This is a genomic window from Micromonospora cynarisoli (assembly GCF_030518815.1).
Classification (GTDB): domain Bacteria; phylum Actinomycetota; class Actinomycetes; order Mycobacteriales; family Micromonosporaceae; genus Micromonospora; species Micromonospora wenchangensis.
In genome coordinates this window covers 4,989,330-5,011,952 of record NZ_CP130426.1, presented here as the reverse complement: position 1 = coordinate 5,011,952, position 22,623 = coordinate 4,989,330, and the positions used below count along the sequence as shown (strand labels likewise).

22 protein-coding genes are annotated in these 22,623 nt (G+C 69.7%); 8 read left to right on the top strand and 14 right to left on the bottom strand.

What is annotated here, in order from left to right; translation table 11 throughout:
* Position 1 precedes the first annotated feature (1 nt).
* Both Q2K16_RS21765 and Q2K16_RS21760 read left to right on the top strand, forming a co-directional pair.
* On the top strand, positions 2-649 hold the full coding sequence (locus tag Q2K16_RS21765) for a hypothetical protein (RefSeq protein WP_302739732.1): 648 nt from the start codon (positions 2-4) through the stop codon (positions 647-649).
* The gene (locus Q2K16_RS21760; RefSeq protein WP_302739731.1) at positions 646-1,458 is read left to right on the top strand and encodes an endonuclease/exonuclease/phosphatase family protein; all 813 of its coding nucleotides are present in this window, start codon (positions 646-648) and stop codon (positions 1,456-1,458) included. Before Q2K16_RS21765 ends, Q2K16_RS21760 begins: the two co-directional genes overlap by 4 nt.
* Positions 1,459-1,643: 185 nt before the next feature.
* On the opposite strand, the gene Q2K16_RS21755 is transcribed toward Q2K16_RS21760, so the two are convergent.
* Positions 1,644-2,240, bottom strand: coding sequence for an NUDIX hydrolase (locus Q2K16_RS21755; protein ID WP_302739730.1), 597 nt, complete (start codon positions 2,238-2,240; stop codon positions 1,644-1,646).
* Positions 2,241-2,375: 135 nt separating this feature from the next.
* On the opposite strand from Q2K16_RS21755, the gene Q2K16_RS21750 reads away from it, so the two are divergent.
* Positions 2,376-3,770, top strand: a complete 1,395-nt coding sequence (locus Q2K16_RS21750; protein WP_489671799.1) for an NsdA family TPR-like regulatory protein — start codon at positions 2,376-2,378, stop codon at positions 3,768-3,770.
* A gap of 7 nt (positions 3,771-3,777) precedes the next feature.
* On the opposite strand, the gene Q2K16_RS21745 is transcribed toward Q2K16_RS21750, so the two are convergent.
* From Q2K16_RS21745 to Q2K16_RS21700, 10 genes are all read right to left on the bottom strand, one after another.
* Complete coding sequence (locus tag Q2K16_RS21745) at positions 3,778-4,599, bottom strand: phosphotransferase family protein (RefSeq protein WP_368052575.1); 822 nt, start codon at positions 4,597-4,599, stop codon at positions 3,778-3,780.
* Between the two features lie 744 nt (positions 4,600-5,343).
* A protein-coding gene (locus tag Q2K16_RS21740; RefSeq protein WP_302746573.1) for an IS5 family transposase occupies positions 5,344-6,143 on the bottom strand; the annotation gives its coding sequence in 2 pieces (ribosomal slippage) (positions 5,344-5,807 and positions 5,807-6,143; 801 coding nt in all).
* 88 nt (positions 6,144-6,231) lie between these two features.
* Complete coding sequence (locus Q2K16_RS21735; protein WP_302739725.1) at positions 6,232-7,701, bottom strand: tyrosine-type recombinase/integrase; 1,470 nt, start codon at positions 7,699-7,701, stop codon at positions 6,232-6,234.
* Positions 7,698-8,060, bottom strand: a complete 363-nt coding sequence (locus Q2K16_RS21730; RefSeq protein ID WP_302739723.1) for a hypothetical protein — start codon at positions 8,058-8,060, stop codon at positions 7,698-7,700. Before Q2K16_RS21730 ends, Q2K16_RS21735 begins: the two co-directional genes overlap by 4 nt.
* A gap of 115 nt (positions 8,061-8,175) precedes the next feature.
* On the bottom strand, positions 8,176-8,856 hold the full coding sequence (locus Q2K16_RS21725; protein WP_302739721.1) for a hypothetical protein: 681 nt from the start codon (positions 8,854-8,856) through the stop codon (positions 8,176-8,178).
* 283 nt (positions 8,857-9,139) lie between these two features.
* Complete coding sequence (locus Q2K16_RS21720; RefSeq protein ID WP_302739720.1) at positions 9,140-9,592, bottom strand: XF1762 family protein; 453 nt, start codon at positions 9,590-9,592, stop codon at positions 9,140-9,142.
* Complete coding sequence (locus tag Q2K16_RS21715) at positions 9,589-10,746, bottom strand: DNA-methyltransferase (RefSeq protein WP_302739719.1); 1,158 nt, start codon at positions 10,744-10,746, stop codon at positions 9,589-9,591. The genes Q2K16_RS21720 and Q2K16_RS21715 overlap by 4 nt, the downstream gene beginning before the upstream one ends.
* The gene (locus tag Q2K16_RS21710) at positions 10,743-11,666 is read right to left on the bottom strand and encodes a hypothetical protein (protein WP_302739717.1); all 924 of its coding nucleotides are present in this window, start codon (positions 11,664-11,666) and stop codon (positions 10,743-10,745) included. Before Q2K16_RS21710 ends, Q2K16_RS21715 begins: the two co-directional genes overlap by 4 nt.
* Positions 11,620-12,210 (bottom strand): DNA cytosine methyltransferase, encoded by a 591-nt coding sequence (locus Q2K16_RS21705; protein WP_302739715.1) that lies wholly within the window; start codon positions 12,208-12,210, stop codon positions 11,620-11,622. The genes Q2K16_RS21710 and Q2K16_RS21705 overlap by 47 nt, the downstream gene beginning before the upstream one ends.
* Positions 12,161-13,051, bottom strand: a complete 891-nt coding sequence (locus tag Q2K16_RS21700) for an adenine nucleotide alpha hydrolase family protein (protein WP_302739713.1) — start codon at positions 13,049-13,051, stop codon at positions 12,161-12,163. The genes Q2K16_RS21705 and Q2K16_RS21700 overlap by 50 nt, the downstream gene beginning before the upstream one ends.
* Positions 13,052-13,251: 200 nt before the next feature.
* Here Q2K16_RS21700 and Q2K16_RS21695 point away from each other — a divergent pair, with 200 nt between their 5' ends.
* Genes Q2K16_RS21695 through Q2K16_RS21685 form a run of 3 tightly spaced genes read left to right on the top strand, consistent with a single transcriptional unit; the run spans position 13,252 to position 16,296 of the window.
* Complete coding sequence (locus tag Q2K16_RS21695; protein ID WP_302739712.1) at positions 13,252-14,337, top strand: tyrosine-type recombinase/integrase; 1,086 nt, start codon at positions 13,252-13,254, stop codon at positions 14,335-14,337.
* A complete protein-coding gene (locus tag Q2K16_RS21690) occupies positions 14,338-14,670 on the top strand; it encodes a helix-turn-helix domain-containing protein (RefSeq protein ID WP_194820917.1) in 333 nt (110 codons plus the stop codon).
* 33 nt (positions 14,671-14,703) lie between these two features.
* On the top strand, positions 14,704-16,296 hold the full coding sequence (locus Q2K16_RS21685; RefSeq protein ID WP_302739709.1) for an integrase: 1,593 nt from the start codon (positions 14,704-14,706) through the stop codon (positions 16,294-16,296).
* On the opposite strand, the gene Q2K16_RS21680 is transcribed toward Q2K16_RS21685, so the two are convergent.
* From Q2K16_RS21680 to Q2K16_RS21670, 3 genes are all read right to left on the bottom strand, one after another.
* Positions 16,266-17,303 (bottom strand): TRM11 family SAM-dependent methyltransferase, encoded by a 1,038-nt coding sequence (locus tag Q2K16_RS21680; RefSeq protein ID WP_302739707.1) that lies wholly within the window; start codon positions 17,301-17,303, stop codon positions 16,266-16,268. The genes Q2K16_RS21685 and Q2K16_RS21680 overlap by 31 nt on opposite strands.
* The gene (locus tag Q2K16_RS21675) at positions 17,287-18,144 is read right to left on the bottom strand and encodes a hypothetical protein (protein ID WP_302739706.1); all 858 of its coding nucleotides are present in this window, start codon (positions 18,142-18,144) and stop codon (positions 17,287-17,289) included. The genes Q2K16_RS21680 and Q2K16_RS21675 overlap by 17 nt, the downstream gene beginning before the upstream one ends.
* A gap of 1,211 nt (positions 18,145-19,355) precedes the next feature.
* Positions 19,356-20,474: an IS630 family transposase gene (locus tag Q2K16_RS21670; RefSeq protein WP_302739705.1), complete on the bottom strand. Its 1,119-nt coding sequence runs from the start codon at positions 20,472-20,474 to the stop codon at positions 19,356-19,358.
* A 299-nt stretch (positions 20,475-20,773) separates the two neighbouring features.
* On the opposite strand from Q2K16_RS21670, the gene Q2K16_RS21665 reads away from it, so the two are divergent.
* Together Q2K16_RS21665 and Q2K16_RS21660 are read left to right on the top strand one after the other, a co-directional pair.
* On the top strand, positions 20,774-21,634 hold the full coding sequence (locus Q2K16_RS21665) for a hypothetical protein (RefSeq protein ID WP_302739702.1): 861 nt from the start codon (positions 20,774-20,776) through the stop codon (positions 21,632-21,634).
* A 608-nt stretch (positions 21,635-22,242) separates the two neighbouring features.
* Complete coding sequence (locus Q2K16_RS21660) at positions 22,243-22,623, top strand: pilin (RefSeq protein ID WP_302739701.1); 381 nt, start codon at positions 22,243-22,245, stop codon at positions 22,621-22,623.

Genomic DNA, 22,623 nt, shown 5'->3' with positions numbered 1-22,623 from the left:
CATGACCACGATCGACTGGGGCGACACCGGCTCCATCCTTCACACTGCGGGGAAGATCTTCGACGCGATCACCGACGAGCCCGGCCTACTCGCCGCTCTGCTCGACAACCTCAGCACCGATGCCCACCTCAGACCCATGTGTGAGGGCTACGACTTCATGGACAAACTCGTCCTCTACGACAGCCCAGACCACCAGGTCCGCCTTCGGCTGCACTTGTACCGCCACGGCTACTTCGACCGGCCCCACAACCACCGGTGGCCGTTCGCCAGCCGGATTCTGCGGGGCAGTTACCTGCACCGCCTCTACGGCCGCGACGACCAGTTCACCGAAGACACTGACCCCGCGGAGCTGACACCCATCCTGGAACGCGTCGAACACCCCGGCTCGACCTACGCCCTGCAACACACCAGCGTCCACACCGTCCAGGCCGAAGCCGACAGCATCTCCCTGCTGCTTCGCGGCCCAGCCGCCAAGGAACGCTTCCTCATCCTCGACAAGGCAGCAGGACCGTTCTGGGTGTACGGAGCCGCCCAGGAGACCACGGCAACCCGGAACAGCAAGATCATGAGACCGGACCAACTCAATCAGACGATCGTGCGAGTCCGGGAGCTTGCCACCACCAACACCGCCCCTACGGAGGGAAGATGAGCGATGACATCATGCAGGGCCTGCTATTCGCCGGCTTCGGGGACCAACCCACCGTCGACGACCGTGTAGCCGACACCGAGCTGCGCCTGTGCACCCTGAACATCAACAGCCCAAGCCCGGCCCGAGCCCAACGCCTCGTCGATTGGCTCACCGCCACCAGAAGTAACGTCCTCGTACTCACCGAGGTCCAACCCGGACCGGCCTGCAACCTGATCCGCACCACCCTCGACGCCCACGGCTATCTCCTCCACACCACACCCGGCTGGCGCGACCAGCGCTTCCACACCGTCGTCGCAGCCAAGGGCTTCCGACTCGACGCCCTCCAGCCGCCCGGATTCGACCCACGGATCGCCGCCGTCGACCTCACCTCGGCCGGCGGAACCATCCGACTGGTCGGCGTATACGCCCCCACCAATGGCATGACCCCGGACAGCAGCCAACGTCGCCACGCCTTTCAACAGCAATTCACCGCATACGTGGCGGACATACTCCACCCAAGACTGTGCATCACGGGAGATCTCAACGTCGTCGAGCCAGGCCACCGGCCACACCTACCCAGCTTCGAAGACCATGACTACGCCTTCTACCGGGGCTTGCTCGACCTTGGCCTATCGGACGCCTACCGCAGATGTCATCCCGACGGTGCGGATCACAGCTGGGTCAGCCCACGATTCGGCTCTCAGCGACTCGACCACGCCCTCATCTCAGATAGCAGCATCCTGTCCTCGTGCGCCTACGATCACGCACCGCGCCTGCAGGAACTCACCGACCATTCCTCCCTGCAGTTGACCGCAGCCCTCGCCAGCTAGTCACGCGCCCCGCCATCGCTCCGCGCCGGCCACCGCGTGTGCGGCCACCGGAGCCGTCGTCCAATCGGAATGAAGTCGGCACACCCCAACCGTTAGGCACACCTGTCAACCACGGGTGCCTCTGGATCGCCTCCGTTCTGACTATCCACCGCCATCGGGTCAACGCAAGCTTGCCGGTGACGGCATCAGCACGCCGAGGTACTCGTCACCAGCGCCGCGCTCAACTTAGCCACAAAACGTGCCATATGCGGATCAAAATGGGAGGCCGACCAGTCAACGGGCTCGTCAAGACCAAACCACCCCGTCCCACGGAACTCGCCAGGGTCTGGCGTCATCACCTCAGCCCGATCACCATGCACCACAAACCAGAGAGTCACATCCGTGTGACTGTGCATCCCCCGCGTCTGCGTCATCGAAAGAAAGAAGGGAGACTCACCCAGCCGTTCGTGAAACCGGACGTCGATGCCCAGTTCCTCCTGCGCCTCACGCACGACAGTCGTCCGCGGGTCCTCGCCGTCATCGACATGCCCACCTGGCAGCAACCAGCAACCAGCCTTAAGATGATCAACCAACATGAGAGCCCTGCTCGCCTCATCCAACAAGGCGAAATACACCGCCAGGTGCTGCGGAGGCGTCATAGGTGGCACAGTGCGAAACAACGGCGAACCAGACCGTATCCAACGCAGGATTTCTGCTTGATCCTGGCGCTCGCGCGCATCGAACGGCGACACCCGCGACGTGAGATCCTCGATAACCAGTCGTGGCCCATCGGTGAGCGACATCGAACCTCCAAACACAAAGGCAGACAATCGACGGCCCCAGCCACCGACGACACCCGTCGATCAAACTGAGACCGTGGCGACGCTACAGTGCCCGCAGCCACTGGGCGAGCGCCCCCGCCAACGTGTCACCCAGACATGCAGAACGCCACGATGGTGCGGGCTGCGCCCAGGGACGGCGCAGTTCGGCGGTCAGGGCGCAGTTACACACAGCTGGACCTCGGTCGACGAAGTCGCGGGCTCCGCCTCAGCTACGACCACGTAGCGGTCAAGCGGTGGCTCACCGGCGGCTCCTGCCAGCAGCCCCACCTCGTCGCACAAGTTCTCAGCCACACCTGGGGTGTGCCCATCCCGGTCACGGTGATCTGGCCTCAGCTCCGAGAAGGCCGTCCACCCCTACCGCCACACTTCGCGCCGTGCGTCGCGCCTCGTACGCTGGACGAACTGGTCGCCTACATCGGGAGCGACATGCTGACCAGGCGCACACTCCTCAACGACGCCATCGACGTCGCCGTCGGCACCGCACTGACCGGACCGCCGCTGCGCTGGCTCAACGCACCCGGCACCGGCCTCACCGCCCGCACCACACCGGCCACGAACCGTCTCACCATGGCCACGGTCACCGGCATCGAAACCGCCACCGCCCACTTCGGTGCCCAAGACGCGGCCATCGGCGGAGGACTCAGCCGAGAAGCCGCCGTCGGCCAACTCAAATACGCCGTGGACCTACTCCGCGACGCCTCCTACACCGACGCCGTCGGCAACCGCATGCTCGCCGCCGTCGCTGAACTCGCCGGCATGGTTGGCTGGATGAGCCACGACGTCAACATGAACGGCCCCGCTCAAAGGTACTTCACCCTCGGCCTCCAAGCCGCCCGCGAATCCACCCACCCTCGCGCTCTACTGCTCCAAGTCAATTTGCTCGCCGACATGGCCCGCCAGATGCACACCCTTCGACACCCCGACACCGGTCTACGCCTGGTCGACGCCGCCCTCGACCTCCTCCCCCGCGGCCACCATCCGACCGCGACCGCCATGCTCTGGAACCTCAAAGCCCGCATGCTCGCCCCACTCGGCACCACCGCTGTTCCCGAGATCCAGCACGCCACCGCGTTGGCCGTCGACCTCCTCGCCCACGCCGACGACGCCCCACTGGCCTACATCGACGCCGCAGAACTAGCCGGCAACGCCGCCCTCGCCTGGCAGGACGCCGCAATACACACCCCAGCCCTAGCCCGACACGCCGAGAAGCAAGCCCTGTTCGCCCTCGCGCACCGCACCGGTGGATACAGCCGATCCACCGTGTTCCACCAGGTAAGTCTCACCGCCGCTCGCTTCACCCTCGCCGAAGCAGACCAAGCCGCCACCGACGGACACACCGCCCTCGACCTCGCTGCGGAGGTGCCCACCTCCACCCGCGTCCTCGACCGGCTCCACACACTCCTCGACCACTCCGCCCCCTACGCCAACCGGCCAGCCGTAGCCACCTTCCGCGACCGGCTCACCCTCACCCTGCGCGCGACAGGAAGCTGAGCCACCTTCAGCCCACTCCGAACCACCGGGCCCGCGCATCGCCACACCGCAGCGACGCCAGCCGCCTTCCCGCCTCCACCGCATGGGGCGGCGACACCGGCGCCCGCCGAATATGCGCAGCCACCGACCGTAACTCGTACATGTCCCGCAACACCTGCCAACCACTACCCCCGGTCGGATCACTGCCATACGCGGACAGCAACTCGGCCAACAACTCCACGGATCCACCGAAACGTTGCTCTACCGCCATCGGCACGAGATCCCACTCACGCGGAGCGACGGCCACCCCATCCCAATCCGCCAGCACAGGCCCCACCCCTGCAACCCGCAGAACATTCGTTAACTGCGCGTCACCATGCACCAGGCCAGCAGGACCCAACCCGAACTCCGCCCCCGCCACCGCCTCCTCCAACTCGGACGCCCGACCAGACAACCACCGCCGGTCAGACTCCCTGAGCCACGAACTGGCCTCCACCGCCCCCATCAACCGGTCAAGCGGACGAAACGCCGGCAACTCCACCGGCGGCCTCGGCAAGTCGTGTAGCCGACGAAGAAGCCACCCCAACTCGGAAGGACTAATCGGCGGAGCGGGCTCGACGGCAGCCTCCCACCAGAACGTCACCGCGTACCGAAATCCCTCCGCATCATTGACCACCACCGGCTGCCCTAAACCGGCCACAGGGACCACAGCCGGATACCCAGAGGCAAGAAGCCACCCGCCGATCGACACCGCACGCGACGCGCGGCCTACCGCATCGGCACCCGAACCTACCCGCACGATCATCCGGTGCTGGGGTAACCGGAAGACGGCGTTGCTATGCAACCGCACCGGCTCCAAACCGTCACCGGAGAGACCTACCCGAAGGCACGCCTCTCGGGCCAGCAACCGGCTCGCCTGCCACACTTCCCCATCGCCTCCCTCACCATCAGCAGGCTACGGTGCGGTCACCGTCTGCCCGTTGAAAGCCAGTGCCTACAAGTACTTCCGGCCAGGCTCACGCCGCGACTCGAATATGGACAACACTGGACCCCAGGCCAGGGGACTGCGGGTCGCGATCGAATGCGGCGGCTGCCGTGGTGGTGGTCCTGTGGTCCGCACGCTTGGGAGGCACCCGGCAGGAGGGGCAGACAAAGCCCAGTTCACCGACGCGTAGCAGGATACTCCACCATCAGGAGTGGCAGGAGCGCTTCGCGCGGCGCAGCACATCTGGCTTGATCCGGGCGTTTTCCACAGCCTGCCAAGTTTTCCACAGGGAAGCTGTGAGTCGTTGCGGTGCCGGTCGGCGCCAGGCAGTCTCGACCTGTCGGCGCGACCGCCCCGGGCTGCTGGCCACGGCCGCGAGCAGGTGGAGCGAGCACGGTCCGCAGGTCACTGACAACCGAACGGCCCCGACCATCAGGATCGGGGCCGTTAGGTGTATTGGCAGTCATCCGCCCGCCGTTTTCCTCCATTCCGGCGCCGGCACTGGTGGAACCGGCATCGCCCCGCCGCCTCGCCGGGAGTGGGCCGATCTCGGCGTTGTCTCACATTCGACACACTCCCGCCTGCGCTGGGCAACCTCTCTTAGAGCTCCTAACTCTTTGAGCGTTGGAGTCTGCGCCAGCAGATGATGGCGCAGACAAGGGTGAGGAACGCTTCGTGGATGTCGTCGCGGATCTCCCAGCGGATGCGGAGGCGGCGGAACCAGTGCAGCAGGGCGATGGTCTGCTCGACGACCCACCGTCGGGCGCCGAGTCCGGAGCCGTGGCCGATGCCGCGTCGGGCGATGACCGGGGTAATCCCCCTGGCCCGCAGGTCCCGGCGGTAGCAGTCGTAGTCGTAGCCCCGGTCGGCGTAGAGCCGCTGTGGTCGTTGCCGTGGTCTGCCTCGGGTGCCCTTGATCCGGGGGACCTTGTCGACCAGGGGCAGCAGTTGGGTGACGTCATGGCGGTTGCCGCCGGTCAGCGCCGTGGCGAGGGGGATGCCGCCCGCGTCGGTGATGACGTGGTGTTTCGAGCCTGGCTTGCGGCGGTCGACCGGGCTCGGACCGGTTTTGGGCCGCCCTTGAGCGCCCGGATGTGGGAGCCGTCGATCACCGCCCGCGACATGTCCAACTGCCCGGCGGCCCGCAGCTTGCCCAGCAGCACCTCATGCAGTCGTTGCCAGACGCCAGCGTCGTTCCAGTCCCGCAGCCTGCGCCAGCAGGTCATTCCTGACCCGAAGCCGAGCTCTTGGGGCAGGCACTCCCAGGGGATCGCGGTGTAGAGCACGAACAGGATCCCGCACAACACCTTGCGGTCATCCAGCGGCTTACGGCCCGGGAACCGCTGCCGGCGTGGTGGTCGGGGTGGCAGCAACGGTGCGATCTCGGCCCAGAGTTCGTCCGAGACGATCCACGGCGGCTGCTCACCCCTCCTCACGTTCAGGCAGAACGATCCTTACGTCCCGAGGACACGCCCAACATCATTTCGTTAGGAGCTCTTAGGCGGCGTTGCGGGGGATGAGGTCGGCGGCGGCGTCGGCGTTGCCGCGTTCGAGGTCGAGAATGATGCTGGTGTAGGTGTCGGAGGTGAGTCCGAGGGTGGAGTGTCCCAGGGTTTCCTGGACTTCTTTCATGTCGGCGCCGCCGTGGCGGAGGTAGCTGGCGGCGCAGTGGCGGAGGTCGTGGAGGCGTACGGGTGGTAGTCCGGATGTGGCGATGAGGTGGTCGAAGCGGTCACTGATGGTTTGGGGGTGCCATGGTTGGCCGTCGGGTCGGACGAAGAACAGGCCGGTGTCGGGCCATTGGTCGCCGTTGACGGTCTGCCACCGTCGGCGCATCTTGATGTAGTCGCGCAGGGCGGAGGTGGTTTTCGGGCCGAGGGGGATGGTGCGGTCACCGGCGTCGCTCTTGACGGGGCGGGTGATGGGTGTATAGCCGACGGTGGTGATCTGTTCGACGATGGTGAGGTGGCGGGAGTCGAGGTCGACGTCGTGGTCGCGTAGTCCGCATGCCTCTCCGCGTCGCAGGCCGCGGTGCAGGATGAGTAGGTACATGGCGTAGAGGACGATGTCGTGGCGTTGGGTGTGGTCGAGGAACCGACCGGCTTGCGTGGGCGTCCAGACCATGACGGGGCTGGGGCGCTTGCCGGTGGCCTGCCAGTGCTCGACCGCCTTGGCGGTCCACACTCGTGCCTTGGGTCGCTTCGCGGTGGGTAGCTCGACTCCGAGGGCGGGGTTGGCGGGGATGAGCTTGGCGCGGACGACGGCGTCGTTGAGGGCCTTGCGGAGGGTGGCGTAGAGCCGTTGGGTGCTGGACGCCTCCATGGGCCGGACGCCCTTGACAGTGGCACGTACGGCGGGGTCGGTGCTGGCGCGGGCGGCGCGGATGGCGTCCTGCTGATTGCCGATGGCCGTGAACATGGCCTCGATGTGGCCGGTACGCAGGCTCTGGAGGGGAATCTTCCCGAGGTGGGGGATCAGGTAGAGGCGAATGTGGTCGGAGTAGCCGCGGATGGTCTTTTCCGCGAGTCCTCGTCGTCCTTGCAGCCAGGTGGTGAGGTAGTCGCCGGTGGTGGTGGGGACCGCGGCGGGCACACCGGCGCGGATGCGGGCGGCGAGGGTGTCGCGGTCGGGTAGTGGCGTGCCGGGCCGGCAGGCGTGCAGTAGGTCCGCGACTTCGACGGCGAGGTCCTGGTCGCCGTCGGCGAGGTCGAGCAGCGTACGGGCGTGACGCAGTTCGGCGCTGGCGGTGTCACGGTTGTCGAAGCCGGAGCGGCGAAGTTGGCGGCGTGCCTGCGTGGGCCGTGCGGGCAGTTCGAGTTGGTAGCCCCACATGCCGTGGGTGGGGTGCCAGCCGCCGCCGGGCCGCCGTAGTTTCGGGCACCGGCTGCCGAGTCGTTTGCCGCTGTCGGGGTCGGTGCAGGTGCAGCGTTTGGTGAGTGCCCCTTCGGGGTTGCGAACGCGGGTCACGATTCCTTCTTCCTGGTGTCGCCGTTGTGCGGCGGTTCGATGCTGCTGATCCCGTCCTGGTGATCGACGCTTCGCATGCCGCCCGGGGTCAAGTCGCCGGGTGTGCCCTGCAGGCCGAGGGTGGTGAGGATTCCGGCGACGGGCACCTTGTAACGGGCACCGACGCGGAGGACGGGCGCGGGGAAGGCGTCGGTGCGGGCGAGTTCGTAGGACAGGGCGCGCCCCAGGCCGAAGATGCGGCCGGCGGTGGGGAGGTCGGTGATCGCGCCGAGTGCGCGGATGCGCTGTTCGCTCCATACCTCGCCCTGGCCATCAACAGTGCGTGGGGTGTCGCTGTTGGTGGCGTCGGTGCTGGTCACGAGAGAGCTCCTTGACGTCGAGCGGAACAGATGATCGGGGTACGTGGATGTGGATCGGTGGGAGATCGCGTGTGGCTGTGCCTGTGGAGGCGCGGGGTTCCGCAGGGGCTTCAGGTCAGCAGGCACCGTGGCCAGGCCACAGGTGTGGTGCCGCGCTCTGCGCCGGAGCTGGCGGGACGGTTGGCCCGCGCGGCGGGCGAGGTGCTGGGGTGGGGTGGGGTGCGGTTGCTGTCGCCAGGACGTGGTTGATCATCTCGGTCCAGCCGACGCCGAGTGGACTGGGGTCGTCGTCGAAACGGAAGACGACGTACGGCACGTCGGGTGCCGGGCCGAGTACGGTGATGAACACGCAGCTGGCCGCTGGTCGTCGCGTTGCGGTGGGAGGGGCTTCTATGACGAGGCTCCACCGGTCGCCGTGGAGCACGACCGCGACGGGTTCGCCGCGCAGGTTCCGGCCGACACGCACTGCGGCAGGTGGCGGTGCGTCGACGATTTGTGTCGCCTCGTTGGCGATTGTCGTTGATGCGGGAACCTCGTCCATCGGCGCGTCCAGGATCAGTTCTTTGATGAGGCAGGGGCGGCCTGTCCGAGCGGCGTCGGTCAGCTCGGCCGCGAGCTGGTCTGCTGCCCGCCGTCGATGTCGTTGGGCAGCCGTGGTGGACGGAAGGTCGATCATGGCCGGCCGCACGATGACCACCGGGAAGGTCGGGTTGTTCTGCCGGCGCGGTCGGGGGGATGCACGCCGCGCCGATGCTCCGGTGGCCGCCGACGTGTGGTCTGGGTGGTGGGTGGACATCACTTCTCCTTGAACATGCGGTGTGGAATGTCGGGCCGCGGGGCGCGGGCACCGACGCAGGCCGCCGCCGGTGTGCGTAGGCGGTCGCGAACGCGGACCGGTGGGCGCGGTCGTCCCGTTGGGGTAGCCATCGCCGCTCGGGGGTGTCGCCCGAGATAGCGGCCAGGGCGGAAGCAGCCGTTGTCGGCGCACCGCGAGAGCGCGGTGGTGTACTGGCCGAGGGTGGGTGCCCGCCGCAGGTCGCAGGACACCCACCCTCGAACCGCACGGGGTGTCGAACGGGTCAGTGCGGTGGCTGCCAGCGGAGCCGGGCGATGTGGTCGACGCCATGGTCGGCGCGGGGTCGGGTGGCTCGGGACCAGCCGGGCGTGGGCGGCCGGGAAGCGACGATGCGCCATCCGGCCGCGCGCAGGCTGGCACCGGACTCACCGTGCTGGGTGTAGGTGATCAGCCGTCGGTATCCGAGCGCTTTCGCGGCCCTCCAAGCAGCGGCATAGAGCATGCTGCAGCTGTTCGGGACCGAGTCAGCGACGGCGACCCGGGTGACTTCGAGGGTGTGGCCGTCATCGAGCATCCGCGCGACTGGTCTACCGACCACCGCCACCCCGACCAACTCTTGTTCCCGGGCGATGCCGAGGGAGAACTTGTGACCCTGGGGTGGGCGGTGGTGGCGGTGCCAGTCGGCGATGAACTGGCCCGCCTGGGCGAAGGTGACCGGCACGAGGCGAAGGCTCACGTCGTCTCCCGCGGCAGGTGTGGACGCAGCCGGGCGATGGCCTCCTGATGGAACCGGTCGGCGATGTCGATGCCGAGGAAGCGCCTGCCGAGTTGCACCGCGGCCAGGCCGGTGGTGCCGGCGCCGGAGAACGGATCGAGGACCACGCCACCGGGTGGGCAGCCGGCGGCAATAGCCCGCAAAGGCAGATCGATGGGAAACGGAGCCACGTGAGAGCCGCGGTAGGGGCGGGTGGCGATGCGCCACACATCTCCAGGGTTGCGGCCTCGGGGGTGCGCGGCGGTGTGGGCGTGCCCGAGCGGCTTGAGGTTGCCGGCCGCAGGGCGCGGCTCGGTCACGTTGACGGCGGTGTACTTGTGTCCGTAGGCAGTGGCACCCCGGCGGCGTGCGGTCGCGCCGATGCCGCCCGTGGAGCCCTTGTGGGCGCCACCGATGACCCGGCTGCCGTCGGCGGCGTCGGGGTGGGCCAGAGGAACCCGGATCGGGTCCAGGTCGAAGTAGTAGGCGCGTGACGCCGTGAGAAGGAACAGCAGTTCGTAGGTGGTGGACAGGCGGTCACGGACGGACTCGGGCATCGGGTTGGTCTTCGACCAGACGATCGCGTTGCGCAGCCACCAGCCCGCGGCCTGCAGAGCGAACGCGACCCGCCAGGGCACACCCAAGAGGTTCTTCGGCGCGAAGGTGTCCTGCACGCGGGGGCGGACCGGCCGCAGCCCTCCGGGTTGTGGCCGGCCACCCTGGGGCGCACCGCCGGAGGCGCTGCTGTAGCTGTCACCGAGATTGAGCCAACAGGTGCCTCTGGGGGTGAGCACCCGCCGCACTTGCGCGAACACGTCGACCAGCCGATTGATGTACTCGTCCAGGGTGGGTTCGAGTCCGTACTGCGGATCGGACCACTGGGCCGGGCATCTCCGGCAGGTTGTGGCGTCGACTCGATGGCGCACGGTGTGGACGCAGTCCGGGTCGCCGCCGCTCCAGCGGCCGGTGCCGTAGTCCCGCAGGCCCCAGAATGGGGGTGAGGTGACGACGCAGTCAACGGATGCCTCGGGCATGGCCGTCAGCACTCGTTGGACGTCGCCGAGGTACAGGGTGACGGGCCCTTCCTGGTGGTACTGGTAGTCGGTCAGGCCCACGTCTCGGTCGTCTGCGGTCATGACGTCACCTGCCAGCGGTGCGGGCACAGCAGCAGCCGCAACGCGGTGGCTGCCTGTTGCGGGACGACGCCGTTGCCGAGGACCCGCAGCGCGGCGGTGCGCGGCAGTGCGAGGGTCGGGTCGGTGACCCAGTGCTGGTCGAGTCCCATGAGCCATTCCACGAACGGCGGCGCCAGGACCGGTTTCCGATGCTGCCCGGGTTGGGTCGGCTCCGGCGCGGGTCGGCCGAGTAGCAGTTCCCAGCGTGCTACCGCTTCGGCGTAGACGCCCCACCGGTCGGCGTCGGGCTGACCGAGTCCGGCGACGGTGGTGCGCAGGTCCGGACCGCCGTCGCCGTGCCGGCCAGGTCCCCGCGCGTCGGAGGCGCGCGGAGTGGGCAAGGTCCGGGCCGGCACCCGCACCGCCGCCGACGGCAGGGTGAGGTCCCCGTGTGAGCCGCGTTGTCCTGGGCAGCCCTTGGTGCCGTCGGTTGCCTTCGGGGTGGGCAGCAGCACCTGCGACAGCGGTGGCCCCCACCCGGTGCCGGCGCGCCGGCCGGGGGTGCCGGTGTCGCTGGCGCGTGGGGTGGGCAGCAGCGGCGGAGTCGTCGGTATCCCGCCCCGCTGCGGCCGGTAGCCGCGGACCGCCGATTCCAGGGTCGGTCGCCAGGTATCACGGTTGGTACCGCTCATGTAGCCGGTGCCGCCTCCCGCGGTGGGTGTGGGCAGCAACTGCCCGGCGATACCGGCGAGGCTGGGCCGGCGGGCCGCCCCGGCCGTGAGGGACTTGTTCGACCCGTATGTCACCGCGGTCGGTGTCGGCAGCAGGTGGTGGCGGGTGCCGGTCGGCTCGACCAGGTCCGGCAGCCCGTACTGGTGGCCGGGGCCTTTGCCGTCACGGGCGCACGGTGTCGGCAACGTCCGCACCCCCTGCCAGTCCATCGGTGGGAGTGGCCAGCAGGAACAGTCGGTCGCGGCGGTGAGCGGCACCGACATCGGATGCGCGTAGGCACGTCCAGCTCGTGTCGTACCCGATCGCGGCCAGGTCGGCTTCGACGACGTCGAATCCTCGGCGCAGGAGCGCGGCAACGTTCTCCACGAAGACCAGCGGCGGTCGAAGCGCGCGAACGGCGTCGGCGACGGCGCTCCACAGGCTGGAGTGCTCTCCGGTGATGCCGACGCGTTTGCCGGCGTTGCTGATGTCCTGGCAGGGGAATCCGGCGGTGAGGATGTCGATGGGCGTGACCTGGGTCCAGTCGACGGTGCGGATGTCGCCGAGGTTCGGGATGCCGGGCCAATGGTGGGCGAGGACGGTGTTGGCGTGGCGGTCGGTTTCGGCGTACCAGGCGAGCCGGCCGCCGAGCACCAGCTCGACGGCCAGGTCGAGGCCTCCGTAGCCGGTGCACAGGGATCCGATCCGGGGTGGAAGGTGCTGCTCAATGGCGGGCCTCCCGTCCCGGCGTCGCTGCCGCGTCGCCGGCTTCACCGGCGGGTGGGTCGGTGTGCGGGCAGGTCCACGGCCCGCAGCCGGGCGCGTCCGTTCCCGCCTCGGCTCTCGGGCGGAGCGTGACCTGCTCGAGTGGGACGCGTTGGCGGTGGAGGAAGAACTGGCCCCGTAGCGGTTGGCCGGCGGCGTTGGCCCGCGCCGAGCCGTGCCGGATCGCCGCGTCGAACGCGACGGCGTCTTCCCATCCGGCGGGGTCGTCGCGGCGCAGCCGCGCCCATTCGGCGTCGGTGCGGTACGGGCACCCGACACAGGCGCTGCGCGGGGTGTCCGCGAGGCCGTGGTCGGAGAGGTAGCTCAGGCACTCCTCGCGCCTCCATCCGAGGTCGAGCAGCGGATAGATGTTGCGCATATAGGCGACGTCGGCGTCGCGGGCACGCCCGATCTCGTCGAGGCTGATGCCGATGGCCATCTGCGCCACCAGGCCAGCGGGAACCCGGGCCGGGTACGGGCACCCGAGCCGGCGCCGCACCTCCGCCTTGATGGGTTTGATCTTGTATTCGCCCGTGCACTGGCGGCGGGCCATCCCGCGTTCCCCGTGAGGGCCGAGGGTGAACAGCGGCATGCTGGCGAAGCGGTGCGCGGGGTCAAGGGCGTCGCGGCGGATATCGCCTGCCGCGACCCGCGTGATCGGGATCCCCGCCGCGCCGGCTATCCGCTCCAGCCGTTGAAGGTGGGCGTAGACGGGGCCGGGTTCCCACCCGGTGTCGGCGAAGATCGCCGCCGTGAAGGTGGGGATCTCACCGCACGCGGCAAGCAGCAGGACAGTGGAGCTCTGCACACCGACGCCGAGGCTCAAGTAGCGATGGACGGAGGGGTTCACGCGACCACCCCGCCCTCGGGTGGGCTTCGGAACGCCGAACCCAGGTGGTCGCCGAGTACGACATCGCTTGAGTTGGTCGGCGTGTGTCTGGTGGTGGAGGTCCTTGAGCTGGTGGGTCTCGCGATGCGGATCAATGGTTGTGTTCTGAGCCCTTCTCGGGAATCTTGAAGTTGCTTCGGATCGTCTGGAGTGGCTTCGGCGTGCTTGAACGTGAGGTTCTTGAGTTGGGGTTGGCGGTCGTCCGGGATCTGCGTGACCGGCGTGCGCCGGCGTCGGCCGAGGAGATCGAGCGGTTCGAGGTGGATGTCCTGGCCGGGTTCGTGCTGGCGCGGGCCTCGGCCGGGTTGACCGACGGCACGGTGCGCGGCGATGTCAGCCAGCTGGAGCAGATTCGGGATTGGTTCGGCCGGCCGCTGTGGGAGATGGAACCGGCGGACGCGGACGCCTACTTCGGTCGCGTGCTGCGGGGTGCGCCGTCGGGGACGAGGCTGGCCCGTTCGCAAGCGCTGCGCACCTACTTCGCGTTCCTTGAGTTGCGCTTCCAGGCGGAGCTGCACGCGCTGACCGGCCGGGTCGTGGCGTGTCCGATCGACGAGATGAACCGGCCGCGCGGGCGGAAGGACGCCAAGCTCCGGATCCCGCCCAGCGTCGAGGAAATCGACACGTTGTTCACGGGCTGGGCGGCAGAGTTGACGACATGCCGCAAGTTCGCGCCGACGGCCCGCAACTACACGGCGGCGAGGTTGATGGCCGACGTCGGGCTGCGGGTCAACGAGGCCCGCAGCCTGGACCTGGACGACATCAAGTGGGACCTCGGCCCGTTCGGCAAGCTCCACGTCCGCCACGGCAAAGGCGCCAAGGGCTCCGGTCCCCGCGAACGCATGGTGCCGCTGATCAACCACGCCGGCCGCACCCTCGCCTGGTTCGTCGAGGACGTGTGGGCGCACTTCGGCGGCGACTACCGGACGCCCGGCACACCTCTGTTCTGCTCGGAACGCCTCGGCGCCGGTCGGGTCAGTTACGACGTTCTGCGCGCCGGGCTCGCCGCGGCGGTCGCCGCGCACCTGCCGGCCTGGACGGACAAGCTCACCCCGCACGTGCTGCGGCACTACTGCGCGTCGCAGATGTATCTCAACGGGGTGGACCTGATCGCGATCCAGGAGATGCTCGGGCACTCCTGGGTCGCCACGACGATGAAGTACGTCCACGTGCACCGCACCCGCATCGAGCAGGCATGGCTCGATGGGCAGCGACGCGCCGCCCGACGACTGGAAGGACTGGGCTGAATGCGGTGGAACATGCGCCTGGTCGCGGCTCAACGCGGCATCTGGAAGGCCTCCGAGCTGCAGCAGCTGTTCGCCGAGCACGGCCTGGTCATCTCCGCCGGGAAGATGTCCGGGCTGTGGTCCGGCCAGCCCGTGACGGTCAAACTGGCTGACCTCGACGTGATCTGCGTGGCGCTGGACTGCCAGGTCGGTGACCTGCTGATCGCCGAGCCCGACACCGTGTCCCGGGCCACCCCGGAGGCTGCGAAGCCCGCCGCCGATGCCACGGCACCCGTTCCGATCAGCCGGGTGGTTCCCCGCCGCCGCGACGGCCGGTCGCTGCCGCCGCGCTGACCGGTGGCTGCCCGCGACCATGACGGCACAGTCGTGCCGCGCACCGTCACCAGCTGCGCGGACTGCTTCGCCTGGGGCCTGACCTACGCCCAGGGCATCTGCCTGCCCTGCTACAACTTCGCCGCCCCGCACAAGGGCTACCCGACCGGCGAGTGCGGGGCCTGCGCCCGGCTGCAGCGACTGAAGCAGGGCTACTGCCGCCTGTGCTGGTGCCAGGCCCGCGACGAGCGGGCGCGGCTGGCCAGCGACGCCCGCTCCGCCGTCATGCTCTCCCCCTACCTTGCAGGCATCCGCTGGCAGCAACTGTTCTTGAGCCTCAGCGACCGCCGGCAGCCACCACCACGCACGGCACCACGCCGCTACGGCGCCAAAGGCCGGCCGCCCAAGCAGCCACCACCACACGCGGGCCGCCCCCGCAGCGCCTGGTTGCAGGAGCCGCTGCTGCCGCCCGGACCACGCCACTACCGTGCTGCGGTGGACCTGCGCGCCGGGCCGCCACCGGACAACCCCTGGCTGGCCTGGGGCCTGCATCTGGCCCACACCACGGCCGAGGCACGCGGATGGGAACCCACCGCGCAGCGCGCGATGCAGCGGGTCTTGGTGCTGCTGCTCACCGGGCACCGCGAACCTGACCGCATCCGCGTCAGCGACTTCGCGCCCGTCGCCGCCCGGCAATACATCAACCTCGACCACGTCATCGAGATCCTCACGGCCATGGACATCGTCGACGATGACCGGCCTGCCAGCCTGGAGGGCTGGATGGCCGCCAGACTCGCCGGACTGCCCGGACCGTGGCGTCGAGACCTGAGCAGTTGGGCGCGCACGCTGCGCGACGGCAGCCCACGAAGCCGGCCCCGCAACTACGGCACCGTCCGCGCCTACACCGCTGCCGTGATCGACGCTGCCGCCGGCTGGCCGCAGCGCGAGCACCTGCGCGAGGTCACCCGCGAGGACGTCCAGACCTACCTCGCCACGCTGCACGGCCGCCGCCGGGAAACAGCGACGACCGCCCTGCGTGGCCTGTTCCGATGGGCCAAGACGAACAAGCTGGTCTTCCGCAACCCCACCCGCGGCCTGCGAGGCCCGACCGTGCCGGACCCGATCTGGCCGCTGCTGGCACCGGATGACATCAGCGCCAGCGTCACCGCCGCCACGACCCCGCAGGCGCGGCTCTGCGTCGTGCTGGCCGCCGTCCACGCCGCCAGACCAGGGAAGATCCGCGCTCTGCACCTCAACGACGTCGACCTCGCTGGCCGGCGGATCACCATCGCCGGCAACACCCGACCACTGGACAACCTCACCGCCCAGGCGCTGCTCGACTGGCTGACCTACCGACGCGAACGCTGGCCCCACACCGCCAACCCGCACCTGCTCGTCAGCACCGCCAGCGCCCTGGGCCTCGCCCCGGTCAGCGCCACCTGGATCCTGAACCTGCGCGGCCTGCCCGGCACCCTCGAACGACTGCGCATCGACCGGCAACTCGAGGAAGCCGTCACCACCGGCGCCGACCCGCTGCACCTCGCCGCCGTCTTCGGGCTCAGCGAAGGCACCGCCATCCGCTGGGCCACCAACGCCCGAGACCTCATCGGCGACCCTCACTCGGACCGCCTCCCCGAGTTGCCCTGAACCCCGGTGTCCGCATGACATGATGTCCCCTCCGGACACCCGGATTCGCCCTGCGAACACTTGGGTTCAGCCGAACTCGCGGACTTTGGCGGGCGGCGGAAGATCAGCACGTCTTCGTGCGTGATCAGGTGCAGCGGGGTGCCGACCGCGCGGGCTCTACGCACAGCCTGGAGCTGGAAGAACGACGGGCGGGCGACGAGATGCCCGTCACGCACCGCCGCGAGCAGCGCGACGCACCGCTCGGTGGGCGTCAGGCCGGCGCGAACGCCGGCGGCGATGACCGCCGAGGGCAGGTCGACCAGTTGCCCGTGCTTGCGCCACGGCCGGGCGGTGACCACGACCGTGCCGCCGGGTCGCAGCAGCACGGCGCATCCGGCCAGGATCTGCGCGAACCCGTCGGCGAGGCCGGTGAGGTCGCGGTAGGCGAGGTTGCCCCGGTCGTATCCGTCGTTGTAGGCGTTGTCGAACTTCGCCACCCGGTGCTCGCCCGGCCGCACCAGGCCGTGCACGGTCGGTCCGTACGGCGGTGAGGTGACCACCAACGCGACCTGCCCGGCAAGGGCGGCAGGCAGAAGCGCGGACAGGCGGGTGGCGTCGCCACGGACGACCGACGCACGGCCGGTGGCGCCCTGGTGGTGGGCGTGGGTGATGTTGGCGTCGGCGATGTTGGACCAGCGCGGCTCGTACTCCACACCGATCGCGTCGCGTCCGGCGTGAATGGCCTCGACGAGGGTGGTGCCGATCCCGCACATCGGGTCCAGGACGAGATCCCCGGGCCGGGTGTAGGCGTGTACCGCGTGCGCGGCGATCGCCGGGAGCATCCGGGCCGGGTGCTTGACCGACTCCGGCACGTACCGGCCTCGCCGCTGCACCGGACCGGTGCGCTGCGCGGTCGCCCACACCGACAAGCCCTCCGGCGGCGCGGCGTGACGCTGACCGTCGTGCTCCGCCACGGCGTCACCGTTCGGCTGGTGCGGGTCGCGGGGGTGATCAGCCACGGCGCTCACCGCCGTCGCGGCGCCGCTCGCCCTGCGCGGGTGAGAACACGAGCAGGTCCGCATGAACCCGCAGGTGCGCCACCCACCGCGGGTGGGTGAGGGTGAGCAGTTCCTCGTCGGAGGCGTAGTAGGCGAACCGGTCCTCGTCGGTGTCGGCGGCGACGGCGACGATGTGCTGCAGGTAGCCCAGCCCGGCCTGCGCGGCAGCGGTGGCGACGGGGCTGAAGTCCTCCGGGCTGCCAGCCGTCTCGGGGACGGTGACGACGAGGACGAGGCAGCCGCCGGGGCGCAGCAGCCGCGCGCAGACGGTCAGCAGCCACGCCAGACGGATCCGGTTGACAGTGTCGTCGGGATCCAGCGGCCAGCTGGCCACGACCAGGCTCGTCGCCTCCCCGAGAGAGGTCCGGCCCGGCTCGGTGGGATCGGCGGGTGGGGCGTCGGTGAGGTCGTCGCCGAACCACGCGCCGATGTCGGGCACCGGATCGCCGTCCTCGGCGAGGGCGGCGGGGTCGGGGCGTGTGCGCGGGGTGGCCGGTCCCACGATCAGGCTGGACGCCTCGGTGAACCAGCCCGGGTGGTGGCGGCGTCCGCCGGCCGCGCAGACGTCGGTGAGAGCGTGGTCGGTGGTGAGGTCGACGACGGCCTCGCCAGGGTGGGTGTAGGCGGCCACGAGCCGGTAGGCCAGACGGGAGCCGATGCTTCGGCCGGCATCACGCGGATCGTGGGCGGTGCGCCACACGGTGACCGGCACCGGTGGGTCACCGGCGACCAGATCGATCAGGGTCGGGTCGACCACGGGCGGGCCGAGCGGGTGGGCAGGGACGTTGTGGTGCTGCGGCGTGTCGCTCATTGGGTGTCGGCTCCGCGCCGCGCATGCAGTGCGCTGACACTCTTAAATCCGCGTTTGTGTGCTCTGGCGAACGCCTGCCTGACTCACAGAGCCTCACAGCCGCTCACAGCGCCCGTCCGACTGGGCGACCCTGTCGCCATTGACAGGACAAGGAGCGCAGAACCCTGGCCCGGAACACCGGACACGCGGCACCCCAGGGCAGGATGAACGGATCTGCCACCGCCTTCTTGGCGGACTGGTCCGCGCTGCTCCAAGACCGCCGGCAGCGGCAGCGCGACCGCCATGAACACCGGCCACGCGGCCACCGGATTGCCCTCGTGTCATCCGCGAACGTCGGTAGCTTCGGTCGTCGTGTCCATGCCGCGTACGCGCCGATGTCATGACACAGCCCGTGACCGCCACCGACCGACCGCAGCGCGCAGCGACCGCGGACAGCGTGGCCGCACGACGTTGACGCCACCACCTGCGGCCCGTGACCGCGCTCGACGCTGTCACCGCCGCGTGGACGCCATGCAGTGCGGCCACAGCGGTCACCGATATCGAACCCCGCTGCCCAACGGCCCACCCGGGACAGAATGTCAACGAGGGCGGCCCATGCCACCGCGTCACGGCACGGCTGGTGCCATGTCATGAGCGCCCCCGGACCAGGCGCTGCGGTGACACGATCATCGCGACCAGCAGGAACGCCGGCAGGCCCGAATGCATCGATATGGATCGTTGACATGGTCATCGTGGCACGATGACGCCCGGTTGCGGTGACACCGTCCGTCGATGGCATGGCTGCCGTGACCGCCGGCCATGCCGTCATGTCCGCGAGCATCGGCGGGCATCGTTGACATGGTCACCATGTCAACGGTGTCCGCCGGTCTCAGTGACAAATCCTTCGATGCCGCCTCGGCATCACAGCCGGGCGGCTGCCCCGTCGTCACCGGTGTCTCCCTTGCGGGCCGGCGAGCGATGCTGCTCCGGCCCCGCGCCGCCGGCCGGGCGTCCGGCAACCTGCCGACGAGGGCTGTTACGCCGCCGTAGGATCTCGCCAGTTGCCCGCTGTGAGCGACGGTGAGTCGTGGCTGCCAGCGGATGCGAGTTCCTGTGAGTCGTGGTGAGCGGCCCGATGAACTGCCGGCACCGACCGCGCGGCTGCCGTCCGTAGGCCGTCCGTGACGGGTGGATCACTAGTGCCGTGACCACGAACGTTGACGGTGTTGGGGTCAGGCTGCGCGGGTGGTGGGTTGGCCCCAGCGTCGTTGGCGTTCGCTGCGGACGCGGGCGCGTTCGCGGCGTTGGGCGGCCAGGACGTCGGGGTGGCGGGCGTTGGCGTTGCGCCAGCGCAGGTAGGCGTGCAGTTTCCGGGTCAGCGTCGGGTGGTTCGGGTGGTTCGAGCCGGCGATGACGAAGGTGCGTAGCGGTCCGAACTGGGCCTCGATCGGGTTGGCCCAGGAGGCGTAGGTCGGGGTGAAGCAGAGCTCGACCTTGTTCCGGGCCGCCCATCTGCGGATCTTGCGGCCTTTGTGCGCGGACAGGTTGTCCAGGATCACGTAGATCGGTGCCCCGTCCGGGCGGGCGGCGCGGATCGACTTCAAGGCGGCGAGGCTGTTCGCGGCGCTCTTGCGACGCCGCACGACGCCCCAGAGTTGGTCGTCACCGACGGAGTAGCAGCCGTGGAACTGCCGCACGCCGTGCAGCTTGTGGTAGTTCGCCGGTAGCCGGTGCGGATGGCCCGCGGGCGCCCAGCCGGTGCCGGCCTGCGGGCGGATGACCAGGGGCCCGAACTCGTCGAAGGCAAACACCCGCTGCGGGAAGTGGCTGCTCACCTGCTCGATCCGGGCGAGCTTGACGTCCCGGTCGGGGTCGGTGGACTCCTTCCACGTCTTCGTCCGCTGGAACGTGATCCGATGCCGGTGCAGGATCTGCCGCAACCTCTCCCGCCCCACCCGGACCCGCCGAACGGCATGCGAGCCCAGGTGCTCGGCGAGTTTGCGGACACTCCACCGGGTGAAGGGCCGCCCCAGCTTCTCGGGGCGGGTGTTGGCCGTCTCGACGATGAACGCCTCGTCATCGGGACTGATCTGGCGGGGACGGCCACCCGCCCACTGAGGGTCCAGGCTGGCCATCCCCATCTCGTTGAACCGGTGGATGACCTGCCGGATCGTGTCCTCGTCGGCCTGCACGAGACGGGCGATCGCCTGCACCGTGTTCCCGCCGGCCGAGGCGAGCACGACCATCGCCCGCCGAAGGCGGATCGGCGAGCCGGTACCTCTACGAGTGATCCTCAGCAGCTGCTGACCCTCCTGGTCACTGAGCCGCCGAACGCGAACGGGTTCTGCCACCGCCACAGCCTGACCGCCACGACCCCGCCCAGCCGACAGGCCAGACGGCGTGTCACCCAACACCGCGAACATTCGTGGCCACGGCACTAGCCGCTCGCCACTCACAGTCCTGCTCAGCGGCCCCGTGGCGACGGTCCGACAGACAGGGATCGGGTGCGACCACGCCGGCCGCCCTGTCGGGCCGGTGGCGGCGCAGTTTCCGGCCTGACCTGCGCGGTGAGCGGTGGTGAGCGGGCCATGGCGTAATCGGTGCCCCGCTGTCAGCAGACGCGACAGCGACTACCGAAGGAGTGGCAGTCATGAACGCGACCCCCACCCAGTGGCCGGACTCGCCGTTGGATGCCGCGGAGCTGGCCTTCACGGCGCTGACCAGCGGCCCCGATCCCCTGTCGATCGACTGCGACGTGCTCGGCCCCGACCTCGACCTCCCGAAGGGTGCGCTGCCGCTGACGGCGGCGCGGGACTGGCTGCTGGAGCACCCACGCGCCTTCGCGGCACGCGACGCGGTGTGGGCGGAGTTGGTCCGCCGTGCCCGCCTGGACGGCCCACAGTGGGTCATCGCCGCGGTCGGCATGGCCCTGCCGGCGCTGCGCCGCTACACCCGTCAGCTGACCACCTGCTACGGCGGTGATCCCGACGACCTTGAGGCGGAGATCCTGACGGGTTTTCTCGTCGCGTTGCGCGACCATGTGGACCTCGCCCGACCCGCCCCGTACGCGGCGTTATGCCGCGCCGGATGGCGCGCCGGGTTCAAGCTGCGCCAGCAGGCGTCGGAGTTCACCACGGTCGACGACGTCGAGCACGTCGCCGGTCCCCGCACACCGCGCATGCCCTACGGGCATCCGGACGTGCTGGTCCACCGCGCCGTGCAGCTCGGGATCCTCGACGCCGAGGACGAACACCCCTTCATCGAGGTGCGGCTCGGCCGCAAGTCAGTCGAAGGGGTCGCCGCTGGCATGGGCATCACGGCCGCCGCGCTGCGGATGCGGCTGGGCCGCATCGACACCCGCATCGCCGAAGCCCTCGCCACCGGTCTACTCACCGGGGTGGCGTCCCCGCAGGCAGCGCAGGCCCTCGCCGCGCAGGCCGGCCGTCGTGGCAGCCTCCGCGCCGCCAGCCTCCACCGCACCCAACAGAGCGACATGCGGGCAGCCGCCTGACATCACCCGTGGCACCACCATCGCGGCGCCCGCACCGGCCTTGCCGGTGCGGGCGCCGCAGCCGTGCCGCACGCCTCGCCTGCCGGCCCTGACCGGGCCGGCACTGCGGCGAAACCTCACCGGGCGGCAGCGCCGCAGGCCGGTCCAAGGGACCGGGAGGTCGCTGCGTCGGTCACCGTGGCGACCGGATCACGTCGATAGGAGAGACCACCCGCCGGGATCACTTACCGGTCAGAGGCCAGATGGGCCGAACGCTGTGAGCTTCTGTGAGGCGCTGTGAGTGGGGCAGGCGTTCGCCAGAGCACACAAACGCGGGTTTAAGAGTGCGAGACCTCCACGCCCGCCGCCCGGCGGGGGTGAGCGGTTCCGCCCGCCGCCGGAGGGCTGGGCCCTGATCGGGCCGCCTGACGCATCGGACGTCTCCGGGTGCCGCGCAGTTTGGTGCGCTGACACCTCATCGAACACACCGCTACCCGACAAGGGAGGACGTGCTCCTCCCGGGGACGGCGGTGCGTCGTGGCGCCGTGCGTGCCCGCCCTCCGGCGGCGGTCCACCCACCCGGACCACCGACAACCGCCCCGCCACCCGGGGCCGGAGGTGAACCTCTCATGTTCCGTATCCCGGCACGTGCCCGTGCCCTCACCCGCTCTCGAACCACCCGCCAGGTCGGCCGCCTCGCCGCAGTGACCGGCCAGGTGCTGCTCCTGTCCGTGCCCGCCGCCGCGTACGCCGACGCCGGAACACCCGCGCTGGCGGTGAACTCCCTGCCGGTCGTCATCGCCAACCTGCGGCTCTGGCTGATCGGCATCCTCGCCGCAGTCGCCACCCTGTTCCTCGTTCTGGCAGGCGTGTACTGGGCCACCGCCGGCGGCAACCCGGCGCAGGTCGACAGGGCCAAGGGCGCGCTACGCAACGCGCTGATCGGTTACGGCCTGGCCGTCCTCGCCCCGGTGCTGCTGGAAATCGTCCAGGGCATTGTCGGAGGCTGA